Here is a 12222-nt window from a genome sequence, read left to right as displayed (position 1 = left end):
GTCAAGCCTGGGTAGGCGTACATCGACCGGGGAAGCGGAGCGCCCCCGGTCGAATTCCAGCGTCGGATGCTCATCAATCCACCTGCTGCGTCGGCTTGATGATCTTCACGTAGATCGCGATGATGACCACGATCAGACCGAAGTTGAGCACGCTCATGGCGGCGGCGGTATCGAGCTGTTGATTCTGCCGAATCAGCTTGAAGGTCAACGTCGTTGTCGTATCCGCACCGAAGCCCGCGATGCTGCCGGTGATCACTTGGAGAATGGGCAGCGAGTTGAACACATTGATGATGTTGATAATGGTCGCCACCGCGATCGCCGGACGCAGTTGCGGCAGGGTGAGATACCGGTAGCGCTGCCAGGCGCTGGCACCGTCGACCCGGCCCGCCTCATCGATCTCGGCCGGAATCGATTGCAGCCCAGCCAGAATCGTGTAGGTGGTGAACGGAATCGAGACGAAGACCGCGACACCGATCGCCACCAGGAATGCGGGCGTCGGCTGTTTGGTGAAGCCGTAGCCGCGATCCAGCAGCCCGATATCGACCAGGAACCGGTTGGCGATGCCGACATCCGGATCGAGCATGTAATAGAAGATGGTCGTGGTCATGACCACCGAGGCCGCCCACGGCACCAGGATCGCCATGCGCACCGCGGTGCGTCCCGGGAAATCCTTGTTCAGGAACTGCGCGAGCCCGGCCGAGAGCACCAGGGTGATCAGCACCACGCTGACCACCCAGACCACGGTATGCGCCAGCACCGATCCCAATTCGCTGATATCGAACAGGTTTCGGTAGTTGGCCAGCCCGGCCGGACCGCGATCCTGCCCGTAGGCGCTCAGGTCCCGGGTGCTGGTCCAGACCATATAGCCGACCGGGAACGCGACAATGGCCGCGATCAGCACCAGGGCGGGCCCGATCCACGGGGCCGCCCGCAGCGTCGAATTCTTCGCTATCCGCACCCGAACCGCTCCACTCGATTCGCGGCCCACCCGGGCCTCTGCGTGGTCAAGCGCGCCACGCTACTTCGTTGCTTCCTGAATACGCTGCAACACCTGGCTCGGGTCCACACCCTGGGCGATGGTGCCCATCTGCTGATGCATGGCGCCCTGCGCCGCGGCCCACTTCGGGTTGTTGCTCGGATAGAACTTGGCCACCGGCAGGGTCGCCGCGAAGGCCTTGGTCACCGGGTCGTCGGCGAGCACCGTGGTGGCACTGGTGGTGATCGGGATGAAGTGCTCGTTCTTGACGAAGTTGGAGTACACATTCGCCGAGTAGAAGAAGTCGAGGAACTTCTTGATCGTCTCGGCCTTCTTGCCGTCCTTCTTGAAGGCCATCAGGTGATCGGCCACCCCCAGGGTGACGGGTGTGCCGTCCTTGGTCGGTGACGGCGCGGTGCCGTACTTCAGATCCGGATTCTTGTCGGCGATCTGGGCGATGGTCGGCGGCAGACCCTCGATCATGCCGATCTTGCCCTGGATGAAGGCATTGATGACGTCCTTGCGGTTGGTCGCACCCGGATTCGGCTGGGTGACCCCGGCATCGATGATCGCGCGCATGGCCTTGACACCCTCGAGGTTCTGCGGGGTGTCCACGGTGATCTTGTCGCCCTCGGACCAGTTGCCGCCCGCCCCGAAGGTCCACAGCGAGGTCTCGGCCTGCGATTCCTCACTGCCCAGCGGCAGGCCGTAGCCGGAGATGTCACCGCCGAGCGCCTGGATCTTCTTGGCGGCATCGGTCAGTTCGGCCCAGGTCTTGGGCGGCGTAGTCACCCCGGCCTTGGCGAAGAGGGCGGTGTTGTAGAACAGGGTGCGGGTCGAGGCGAACAGCGGCATGGCGTACTGCGTGCCGTTCAGCGAGGCGTTCTTGGCGAAGCCGGGCTGCACGTCGGCGAGCACGTTCGGCGAGACCACCTCGGACGCCGGGTAGAGCATGCCGTCACCGGCGAAGCTGGCATACGCGTCGATATTCAGCAGGTCCGGAGTGGTGGAGGTGGACTGCAGCTTGGTCTTCACCACATCGTTGATCGAATCCCACGACTCCAGCTGCAGGTTCACCTTGTAGTCGGGGTTCTGCTTCTGGAAGTCGCTGATGATGCGGTCCCAGAGCGCCTTGGTGCCGTTGGCGCCGTCGCTGTAGCTGGGGGCGAGGAAGTTGATCGTCTTCTCCGAGTCGGCCGAGTCTTTGGAGCCGAAGCCGCAGGAGGAGACGGCGAGCGCGAGGCCGGTAGCCATCGCGATCCCCGCGAGTACGCCGTGGAGGGATCTTTTCACGAGCAGAACCTTTCAAATTTTCACTCCGGGCGTGACTGAACCGCCGATGATGGAGCGAACGAATCGACTGCCCAACAATCTAGACCCCATAGTGATCACATGTGACTGATTCGCTCGTAAATTTGACATGAACGATCACATGGGGTGATTCTGTTGTCGTGCCGATCTCCGCTCACTCCACCCCCGTGACTCATCTGGCCGCCGAAGTCGCCACCCAGCCCGACGACTGGGTCCGCGCCGAGACCATTGCCGCCGAAAACCGCGCCGTACTCCCCCAACCGGGCGAGCGCGTCGCCGTCATCGGTTGCGGCACTTCGCTGTTCATGTCCCGCGCCATCGCGTCACTGCGCGAGGCCGCGGGCCAGGGCCTCACCGACGCCTGGCCCGCCAGCGAGGTCCGCGGCGGTCGCGATTACGACCGCTACCTCGTCATCTGTCGCTCCGGCACCACCACCGAGGTGGTCGATGCCATGCGGGCGATCCCGGACGACATTCCGCGCACCGTCATCTGCAGCAGTCCGGGCACCCCGGTGCTAGACCTCGGCGATGCGATCCTGATCGACGAGGTCGACGAACAGTCTGTGGTGCAGACCCGCTTCGCCACCACCACACTGGCCATCCTGCGCTGGCATTTGGGCGAGGACCTGCGTCCGGCCATCGAACAGGCGCGGGCCGTACTGGCCGAAGACCCCGCGCAGGCCTTGGCCGCGGTGCGCCGGGCCGAGCAGATCAGCTTCGTCGGGATGGGCTTCGCGGCCGCGATCGCCGAGGAGGCGGGGCTCAAACTGCGCGAATCCTGCCAGTCCTGGACCGAGTCCTACCTGCAGACCGAATACCGGCACGGACCGATCAGCATCTCCGCGCCGGGCCGGGCCGTCTGGGCCTTCGGGCCGCTGGTCCCGAATTTCGCGGCCGATGTGGCGGTCACCGGGGCCACCTTCGAACACCGCGATATCGACCCGATGGCCGATCTGGTCCGCGTCCACCAGCTCTGCGTGCTGCGCGCCGCCGACCAGGGTCTGGATCCGGACCATCCGCGCAACCTCAACCGTTCCGTCGTGCTGGATCAGTGATCGGCCGGTAAACGGGAACTACTGTGCCGAAGATGGGAACCGAACAGCCTCCGACCACCGTGCACCGCGACGATCTCGCGGACCGCACGGACGCGGTGCGCTCGGCGGTGCCGGACGCCGCAGCGACACCGGGATCGGTTGTGGTACCGCCGCAACCGGTCCCGGTGTTGGGCGAGGATCTACTGGTGCTCGGACTCGATGTCGGCGGCACCACCATGAAGGGCGAGATCACCGACGCCTCCGGTACGGCGCTGGCCGCCGGCGTCGTGGCCACACCGCAGGGTGCGGCGGCCTTCGAAACCATGGGCGCCCTCGGCGATCGGTTGCTGGCCGAGTTGACCGATGACCAGCGTGATCGCGTCGCGCGGGCGGCCGTACTACTGCCCGGCATCGTCGACCCGGTCCGCTCGATCGCGGTATTCAGCAGCAATGTCGGCTGGCGCGATGTGCACATCGGCGATCGGTTCACCCGCCGCTGGGGCATGCCGGTGCTGATCGAACACGATGTCGCGGCGGCCGGATGGGCCGAATGGCGCTATGGCGCCGGACGCGGGCACGACGATGTCTGCGTGGTCATTCTCGGCACCGGTATCAGCGGCACTCTGTCCGTCGGCGGCCGTCTGGTGCGCAGCGGCTACGGGCAGACCGGCGAATACGGCCATATCCCGGTTCGGCATGCGGACGGATTGCGCTGTCCCTGCGGCAATATCGGCTGCGTGGAAACCGTCGCGTCGGGCGGCGCCATCGCCCGCGCCTACGCGCGGCGCACCGGACACGAAACGGCGAGCGCGGCCGATGTCTTCGCACTGCTCGATACCGATTCCGATGCCAAAGCCGTAGTCGGCGAGGCGATCAGCGCGCTGGCCGATGGACTGCTCGGCCTCATCCACGCGGCCTGTCCGGAGTTGATCATCCTCGGCGGCGGACTGGCCGGAGCCGGAGCCGCCCTCACCGAACCACTGCAGCACACCATTGCCGAGCGCCTGCGCGTCGTACCGGCACCGCGGGTGGTGCTCGGCGAGTTCGGCGCTCGCGCGGGACTCATGGGTGCGGCCCTGTTCGCCAGGTCCGGAGCTCTGACGTGACCAGCGTCGAGACGAGCGCCGGTGGCCGCATGACGCTGGAGATCCGCGGACGGATCGTATCGGCGACCTCGAGTTTCGACGACGGCGTGGTGTCCGTGCGAGCCGGGCGGATCGACCGCGTCGCATCGCTCGCGGACTGGGTTGCCGCGCATCCGGATTCGAGCGTGCCACCGTTTTTGGGCACCGTGCTGCCCGGACTTGTCGACATTCACAACCACGGCGGATTCGGACATCGGTTCGACACCGTCGACGCCGATGAGGCGCGCGCGGCCGCCGAGTTCCATCACCGGCACGGATCGACCACGGTGCTGGCCAGCGTGGTCACCGGCGCCGCGGCGGATATGGTCGCGCAGGTCGCGACGCTGCGCGAACTGGCCGTCGACGGCACCATCGCCGGAATCCATGCCGAGGGACCGTTTCTGGCGGCGGCACGGTGTGGCGCGCAGGATCCCCGATATCTGCGCGATCCCGATCTCGAGCTGACCGATCGACTCCTCGCGGCCGCCGACGGTGCGCTGCGGATGATGACGCTCGCCCCGGAGCTGCCCGGATTCGACAAGGTGGCCCAACGTCTTTCCGATAGCGGCGTGGTGGTGTCACTGGGCCACAGTGATACCGATTTCACCCGCTTCCAGCAGGCCATGCGCCCCCATGGCTTCGGCACGCTGGTCACTCACCTGGCCAACGGAATGCCGCCGCTGCACCACCGAGACCCCGGTCCGGTGGCCGCGGCGCTGGTTGCCGCGGCGCGGCGGCAGGCCGTCGTGGAATTGATCGGCGACGGTGTACATATCGACCCTGGTTTCGGTGCATTGGTTTTCGCGACCGCACCCGGACAGGTCGCACTGATCACCGACGCGATGCAGGCCGCGGGCATGCCCGATGGCGAATATCGGCTCGGCCCGCAGGTTGTCCGGGTCACCGATGGCGTGGCCCGGGTGGCCACCGGATCCATCGCGGGCGGCACCGCTCACCTCCTGAAATGCCTCATCTGGGCGGTCGACGCCTGCGGTGTGCCGCTGCGCGACGCTGTGCTCGCCGCCACATCGGTACCGGCCGCCGCGGTGGGATCGACCGATGTGGGCGACCTCCGTGCCGACATGTTCGCCGACTTGGTGATAGTCGATGACAATCTCCAGTTGCGCCGGGTGCTCAGACGTGGACAGTGGTTGACGTGATCCTCACCGTGACAATGAATCCCGCCTATGACATGACCTACCGCGTGGAGCATTTCGAGCGCGGCCAGGCGCACCGGGTCCGCTCGGTCGAACAGCGCCTCGGCGGGAAGGGCATCAATGTGACGCGGGTGCTCAATCAGCTAGGAAAGTACGCTCGGGCAACGGGTTTCTCCGACCATGCCTTCGCCGCCGCCGCCGAACTGGAGATGCCGGTCGATTTCGTGCACGCACTGCCCTGGGTCCGGCGCACGGTGGTGATCAGCGAATCCGGCGACGGCACCGCGACCGCATTATGGGAGCCGGGCGCGCGGGTCTCGAATCCGCATGCCGCCGAACAGCTCTCGGTCCGGGTGGCCGGAATGCTGCCCGATATCAACGGCCTGGTCATCTCCGGATCACTGCCGGGCGGCATCGCGCCCGGCCTGCCCGCGGAAATCGCGCGCACCGCCATTACCGCGGGCGTGCCGACCATCTGTGATGTCGACGGCGAAGCACTGCGCCTGGCCGCCCAGGTCCCCGGCATCATCCTGATGCCGAATACCGAAGAGCTGGAACGTCTCACCGGACGCGTCCCGGTGACCCCGGATGAGGTCGCCACGGCCGCACGGCCGCTCATCGAACGTGGCGTGCGCGCCATTATCGCCACCCGCGGCGCGGAGGGCATGGTGGTGGTCACCGCCGAGGGCGCGTGGTCAGCCGTACTGCCCGAACCGCTCGCCGGAAATCCCACCGGTGCGGGCGATGCCGCGACCGCCGCGGTAATCGCGGCCCTCTCCGATGCGGATGGCCTGCCGGACTGGTCGGCCATCCTCGTCGATGCCGTGGCCACCTCCGCGGCCGCGGTCGTCATTCCGGTCGCCGGTGAGATCGACCGCTGCCTGCGCACCCGCATCGCACCCACGGTAGTCGTCGAACGACTAACCACCCCGCAGGAGAAACCCGCATGACAGCCAGACCCGTCCCGGACCTGATCACCGCCGCCCGCCCCGGCGGCCTTGGCGCCTTCAATGTGATCACGCTCGAGCACGCCGAGGCCATCGCGGCAGCCGCCGAAGCGGCGAAACGGCCGGTGCTGCTCCAACTTTCGGAAAATACCGTGCACTACCACGGCGCCCTGGCCCCGATCGCACTCGCGTGCCTGCGCATCGCCGCCGACAGCACCGCCGATATCGCCGTACATCTGGACCACGCCACCTCGTTCGAACTCATCCGCACAGCTGTCGAACTCGGCATCCGCTCGGTCATGTACGACGGATCCACCCTCGACTACGCCGAAAATGTCTCCGCCACAGCGGATATCACCCGCTGGTGCCATGACCGCGAGGTCTTCGTCGAGGCCGAACTCGGCGAGGTGGGCGGCAAGGACGGCGCACATGCCCCAGGGGTGCGCACCGATCCGGACGAGGCGGTCGAATTCGTCGCGACCACCGGCGTGGACGCCCTGGCCGTCGCGGTCGGCTCCTCGCACGCCATGCATACCCGCACCGCCGAATTGGATAATGACCTGATCGCCAGGCTGGCCGCGAAGGTGCCGGTCCCGCTGGTACTGCACGGCTCCTCCGGTGTCCCCGACGCGGGACTGCGCACCGCCGTCGAGCACGGCATGACCAAAATCAATATCGCCACCCGGCTGAATGTCCTTGCCACCGAGGCGATTCGGACCACCCTCGCCGATGGTCCCACGATCGTCGATCCCCGCAAGTACCTGAAACCGGCACGCGCAGCGATCCGGTCAGAGGTCGAGCATCTGCTGCACGTGCTCGCCGGATAGACCTCACCACTCGGGGGGAAGTACGGGCAGCCATCGGCGGTCAGTAATGATAGGCTGAATTGCTCTTAGTTTAGCTAAAGGTTTGCTGTCCGTTCGAGCTGTATCACCTGATGAAGGAATAACAACTCCATGGCTGTCATCCTGCAATCAGGAGAACAGCGCGCTGTTGGTGTGGGGACGCAGCAGAAGGCCCCGCACAAGTTATCGCTCAGTGCCGCAATCGTATTCGCATCCCTGTCCATCGGCGCCTGGCTGGTGTTTCTACGGCCGAACTGGCAGATGTACTGGCACCAAATAGATCTACAAGTCTATATGTGGGGCGGTACCGTCGCAGCGACGCATCCGACGTTGCTGTACGACGGCCGCGGCCCACTCGGCCTGCCCTTCCTCTACCCCGTATTCGCCGCGTGGATCTGTGCCGAACTCTCCCGCTTTCCGATCAACTACATCGGGACCGGCGTCACGATTCTGACGATGACGTCGCTGTTCGTGAGCGTATGGAGCGCCGCGCGGCTGCAGCAGCATCGGCGCGGACCGGGTCTGCTCGCGATAAGCATCGCGGGCACCGGGGCCGCGATCTGGTTGGAGCCGGTCCAGCAGACCCTTCGATTCGGCCAGCTCAGCGCCATCCTCATGGCATTGGTGCTGGCAGATCTGGCCATCCCCAAGGAAAGCCGGTATCGGGGCATCCTCATCGGCATCGCCACAGGGTTGAAGCTGACACCCGCGGTCTTCATCGTCTACTTGTTCATAACCCGCCAGTACCGCGCCGCCGCAACGGCCGCCGCGACCTTCGCCGCAACGGTCGCGATCGGCTTCTGGTACCGGCCGACCCAGGCGCTGCAGTTCTGGACGACGACCACGACCTCGCAGAACCGAATCGGCTTCGCCTATGTGCAGAATCAGTCGATCAATGGCATGTTCGGCCGTCTGGAATGGTCGAGCTGGGACGACACCACATCCTCGTTCGTCTGCGCCGGTCTGCTCGCACTCGCCGGAATCGCGGCGGCGCGCATCGCCCACCTGCGCGGTGACGAATTGCTCGGTGCGCTGCTCGCGGCCACGGTCATGCTGCTGGTCTCGCCGATTTCCTGGACCCATTACTGGGTATGGATCGTGCCCGCGCTGCTGTGGGTGATCCACGCGCTGCGCCATCGCTCGCTCACCATCCGGATCGGCATTCCCGCGGTCATCTATCTGTTCGTCTTCGCGTGGCCGCTACAGGTCGATCGGGTCGGATCATGGGATCCGGAGCTGCCACTGCTGCCCCAGGGGCTGATCTGGCTGGTACCGCAGACCGATGGTCGGGAATTCCGTTGGACGCCATGGCAATTCCTGCTCGGCGACTCCTACACCCTGCTCGCCACCATCGCGCTCGTCGCCGCGATCGTCTGGCTGCTCCCGCTGAAACCGCGGTCACCGCAAGCCTCCGACGAGGTTATTGCGGACCGGCGGCGCGAGCGAGGGATCGACGCCGCCGGTCAGCGGAAAGACGGTCCGAGCAGTGAACCGCCGGGGTCGAACGAATTGGAAGCCGTGGGGTAAGGCTCTGTCCGCGGAGCCCGCTTCCGTTCGCCGACATAGTCATACTGCTCGGACAACCTCGAGATAATTGACGTTCCAGCTGTGAATCGCCTGGGAAATGGTCAGTTGCCGCTGCCGGTGGACGGACGGGCCTGACGCTGCCGCTCGCATTCCTCGTGGTTGGCATCGGGGCGGTCCGGTCCCTGCACGCTGCAGCCCAGTCGGTCGTATCCCGCCGCGTCACGGCCCCAGCGGTCGTAACCCCACAGGTCGTAGCCCAAGCGGTCGTAGCCGAAGCGATCATGGCCCGCACGGTCGTAACCCCATGTGTCATAGCCGCTGCTGTCGTAGCCGAAACGGTCATAGCCGAAACGGTCGTAGCCCGAGCGGTCATAGCCCGAGTGGTCATAGCCTGAGTGGTCATAGCCTGAGTGGTCGAAACCGGAGCGGTCGTAGCCATCGGGACCGTAGCCGTCCGAACCGTAGCCGTCGGACGGCGGGGTCGGCAGCGGAGCCGGGCTCGGCGTGGCGGGCTGCGTCGGTGCGGGTTGGGTCGGCGCCGGAGCCTGAGTGGGAATCGGAGCCTGAGTGGGAATCGGAGCCTGAGTGGGAATCGGGGCGGGAGTTGGCGCCGCTGTCGGGGCGCCGGTGTCCGGCGTTGCGAACGCGGGCGCGATTGCCGTTGCGGGAGCGATTGCCAATGTCCCGGCGACAACGGTCTGCATCAGCAGCCGCTGTACCGTGCGTGAACTCCTCGTCCATCGCACCATGATCGACCTCCTTCTCGAATCGGAGCGCGGCGTCGCGCTCCGATCGGACTATCGGTCGATCGTCCGGTATTGCTACCTGTCATGAGACCAATGCCACAGCGAATGTCGTTCCACCCGAATGAAACTCGACAGTGACAGTCCGCTCACGAGAAGCTATTACGTTACCGGACAATGGGATTCGGTATCCGGCCAGTCGTTGGCCATGAGCACACCCCGACGGCCCTCATGCGCGATCTTGGTGATCATCTCCCGGTAACGGCGTTGCCAGCGGCCAGCCGCCTGCCGCCAGATGTGAAGCGACCCTGGCGATATCGTGCGCGTCCGGCTGTTCCATCGCCATCCGCGCGATCGCCGCTTCGATATCGGCGTGGCTGATCAGGCTGTCCGGATTGGAGTCCACCAACTCCTCGGCGATCGCGACCACCTCGTAATCGGTCAGATGCCGGTGCAGCACCGCGAACAGGGCGACATAGTCCGACCGCGGAATCCCCTGCGGATATCCGGCCCGCAGCCAGCCGATGACCCGGCCGAGCAGATTCGGCCGCACCTGAGCGGATTTCGCTGGATCGGTCACCGCCACACCTCGCTGCACTCGGTCACGATGCACCCTTTCCTACTGTCCGAACAGATGAATACCGAATTTAGCGGCCAGGAACGCCTTCGCGGTGTAAAGAATTCCGGTGACAATAGCGGCGATGATCAGCGTGAAGCAGGCGTAGGCACCGGCGAGCGCGGGGTAGTTGCGTTGGGCGGCACGGCCGTCCACATCGGCGGCCGACCAGAGCCGCACCCCGACGGCGAAGACGATCGGCAGCCCCGCGCCGAGCAGCAGACCCGCGAGAGTCACCTTCCACAGCGCGTTCAAATTCGTGACGAGTGTGTGCACGGTGCGCCTCCTCAGACCTGAGCCGAACGGCTATCGGATGTGTTGGACTCCGTCGGGAACGACCCGGCGGGCGGCGCCGATCCATCGGCGGTCACCTCGTGTCGCCCGTCCCCAGCGACCGGCGCGGCTGCGGCGGTGTCCTTCGCAAGCTCGGCAGCGGCGTCGGGCGTGTCGGCCCCGGCCGCACCGCCGGGCCACTCGTTGACATTGCCGGTATGCACCGGATCGCGCCGCGACCGCAGATACATCAGCACCGACAGCACGATCAGCAGTGCGAACACCACCAGCACTCCGGGCAGCCCGCCGATGGTATGCGCGATGGCCCAGCACACCGCACCGACGACGCCTGCCAGCGGCAGCGTCAGCAGCCAGGCAACGGCCATCCGGCCCATCACGCTCCAGCGCACCTCCGCACCCTTGCCCAGTCCGGTACCGAGGATCGATCCGGTGGCGGTCTGCGTGGTCGACAGCGGCAGCCCGAAGTGCGCGGAGGTGAGGATGATGGCGGCGGAGGAGGATTCGGCGGCCAGCCCCTGCGGCGAATCGATCTCGACCAGCCCCTTGCCGAGGGTGCGGATGATCCGCCAGCCGCCGAGGTAGGTGCCCGCCGCAATGGCGACGGCGCAGGCCGCCATCACCCACAGCGGCATCTCGTCGTTCTTGTTCAGCGTGCCGTGCGCGACCAGGGCGAGGAAGATGACGCCCATCGTCTTCTGCGCGTCATTGGTGCCGTGTGCCAGCGAGACCAGCGAGGCCGAACCGATCTGCCCCCAGCGGAAACCCTCGTTGACCTTGTCGGGATCCGAACTCCTTGTAATCCGGTAGATGCCCCAGGTGCCGATCGCGGAGACCAGCGCGGCCACGATCGGTGCCAGCAGGGCGGGCAGCACGATCTTGGTCAGTACACCGTCCGCGCCGTGCGCCCAGATCACCCCGCCCCAGCCGAGTGCGGCGATGGTGGCACCGATGAGGCCGCCGAACAGCGCGTGCGAGGAACTCGACGGCAGACCGAACAGCCAGGTCAGCAGATTCCACAGAATGCCGCCGACCAGACCGGCGAACACGATGGTCAGCAGCGCCTCCCCCTGGACCGCGTCGAGCCGGACAATGCCCTTGGCCACCGTCGCGGCGACCGCCACGGATAGGAAAGCGCCGATCAGATTGAGAACTGCGGACACGGCGACCGCGACTCGTGGTCGCAGTGCGCCGGTGGCGATGGAGGTAGCCATCGCATTGGCGGTGTCGTGGAAGCCATTGGTGAAATCGAATGCGAGTGCCGTGACAATGACGATCAGGAGTACCAGGAGGTCCGCGGTCACCCCTCCAGTGTGCGGCACTCGCGATCAGGATTGCCACGCGGTTGCCGCCTATCGGGACCGATTCCGGGTCCGTTACCGTGGAGCCGGCCGCTACCCGCCGCAGTCCGAGCAGCCGACCGGTGTCGGCGTACCAGCGTGCACCTGGAACCGAACGCCATGGTCCGCATATTGATTCGGATAGGCCCGATTGCGACAGCAGCACACCATCACGGCAGCGATGCGCAATCGCGACTGCAGCGCACCATCACGACAGCAGCGCACCATCACGACAGCAGCGCACCATCACGACAGCAGCGCACCATCACGACAGCAGCGCACCATCACGACAGCAGCGCACCATCACGACA

12 protein-coding genes are annotated in these 12222 nt (G+C 66.0%); 6 read left to right on the top strand and 6 right to left on the bottom strand.

Annotated elements, in window-relative coordinates; translation table 11 throughout:
- Positions 1-73 precede the first annotated feature (73 nt).
- Positions 74-958, bottom strand: coding sequence for a sugar ABC transporter permease (locus ABZ293_RS10680; protein WP_354957780.1), 885 nt, complete (start codon positions 956-958; stop codon positions 74-76).
- A gap of 60 nt (positions 959-1018) precedes the next feature.
- Positions 1019-2269: an extracellular solute-binding protein gene (locus ABZ293_RS10675; RefSeq protein WP_355179353.1), complete on the bottom strand. Its 1251-nt coding sequence runs from the start codon at positions 2267-2269 to the stop codon at positions 1019-1021.
- 158 nt (positions 2270-2427) lie between these two features.
- Between ABZ293_RS10675 and ABZ293_RS10670 the strand changes: the two genes are divergently transcribed.
- From ABZ293_RS10670 to ABZ293_RS10645, 6 genes are all read left to right on the top strand, one after another.
- Positions 2428-3342: a sugar isomerase gene (locus ABZ293_RS10670; protein ID WP_354957782.1), complete on the top strand. Its 915-nt coding sequence runs from the start codon at positions 2428-2430 to the stop codon at positions 3340-3342.
- Between the two features lie 32 nt (positions 3343-3374).
- Entirely contained in the window at positions 3375-4427 is a 1053-nt protein-coding gene (locus ABZ293_RS10665; protein ID WP_355179351.1) for an ROK family protein, read from the top strand.
- Positions 4424-5605, top strand: coding sequence for an amidohydrolase family protein (locus tag ABZ293_RS10660; protein WP_355179349.1), 1182 nt, complete (start codon positions 4424-4426; stop codon positions 5603-5605). The genes ABZ293_RS10665 and ABZ293_RS10660 overlap by 4 nt, the downstream gene beginning before the upstream one ends.
- The gene (locus tag ABZ293_RS10655; protein ID WP_355179347.1) at positions 5602-6552 is read left to right on the top strand and encodes a hexose kinase; all 951 of its coding nucleotides are present in this window, start codon (positions 5602-5604) and stop codon (positions 6550-6552) included. Before ABZ293_RS10660 ends, ABZ293_RS10655 begins: the two co-directional genes overlap by 4 nt.
- Positions 6549-7376, top strand: a complete 828-nt coding sequence (locus tag ABZ293_RS10650) for a class II fructose-bisphosphate aldolase (protein ID WP_355179345.1) — start codon at positions 6549-6551, stop codon at positions 7374-7376. Before ABZ293_RS10655 ends, ABZ293_RS10650 begins: the two co-directional genes overlap by 4 nt.
- A 129-nt stretch (positions 7377-7505) precedes the next feature.
- A complete protein-coding gene (locus ABZ293_RS10645; protein ID WP_355179343.1) occupies positions 7506-8921 on the top strand; it encodes a glycosyltransferase 87 family protein in 1416 nt (471 codons plus the stop codon).
- 101 nt (positions 8922-9022) lie between these two features.
- Here the strand turns inward: ABZ293_RS10645 and ABZ293_RS10640 are convergent, their stop codons facing one another.
- From ABZ293_RS10640 to ABZ293_RS10625, 4 genes are all read right to left on the bottom strand, one after another.
- Positions 9023-9670: a hypothetical protein gene (locus tag ABZ293_RS10640; RefSeq protein ID WP_355179341.1), complete on the bottom strand. Its 648-nt coding sequence runs from the start codon at positions 9668-9670 to the stop codon at positions 9023-9025.
- Between the two features lie 223 nt (positions 9671-9893).
- Entirely contained in the window at positions 9894-10244 is a 351-nt protein-coding gene (locus tag ABZ293_RS10635) for a DUF3349 domain-containing protein (protein WP_354957789.1), read from the bottom strand.
- 39 nt (positions 10245-10283) lie between these two features.
- Entirely contained in the window at positions 10284-10556 is a 273-nt protein-coding gene (locus ABZ293_RS10630; RefSeq protein ID WP_355179339.1) for a hypothetical protein, read from the bottom strand.
- Positions 10557-10567: 11 nt separating this feature from the next.
- Complete coding sequence (locus ABZ293_RS10625) at positions 10568-11875, bottom strand: inorganic phosphate transporter (RefSeq protein WP_355179337.1); 1308 nt, start codon at positions 11873-11875, stop codon at positions 10568-10570.
- Positions 11876-12222: the final 347 nt, after the last annotated feature.

This window comes from Nocardia sp. NPDC005998, from assembly GCF_040614395.1.
Lineage (GTDB): Bacteria > Actinomycetota > Actinomycetes > Mycobacteriales > Mycobacteriaceae > Nocardia.
This window is presented reverse-complemented; position numbering and strand designations above follow the sequence as displayed.

What these genes read in the sequence shown, in the direction of transcription:
- ABZ293_RS10645 (WP_355179343.1), top strand. Translation starts at nt 7,506, where the DNA reads ATGGCTGTCATCCTGCAATCAGGAGAACAGCGCGCTGTTGGTGTGGGG.
- ABZ293_RS10640 (WP_355179341.1), bottom strand. Translation starts at nt 9,670, where the DNA reads ATGGTGCGATGGACGAGGAGTTCACGCACGGTACAGCGGCTGCTGATG.
- ABZ293_RS10665 (WP_355179351.1), top strand. Translation starts at nt 3,375, where the DNA reads ATGGGAACCGAACAGCCTCCGACCACCGTGCACCGCGACGATCTCGCG.
- ABZ293_RS10650 (WP_355179345.1), top strand. Translation starts at nt 6,549, where the DNA reads ATGACAGCCAGACCCGTCCCGGACCTGATCACCGCCGCCCGCCCCGGC.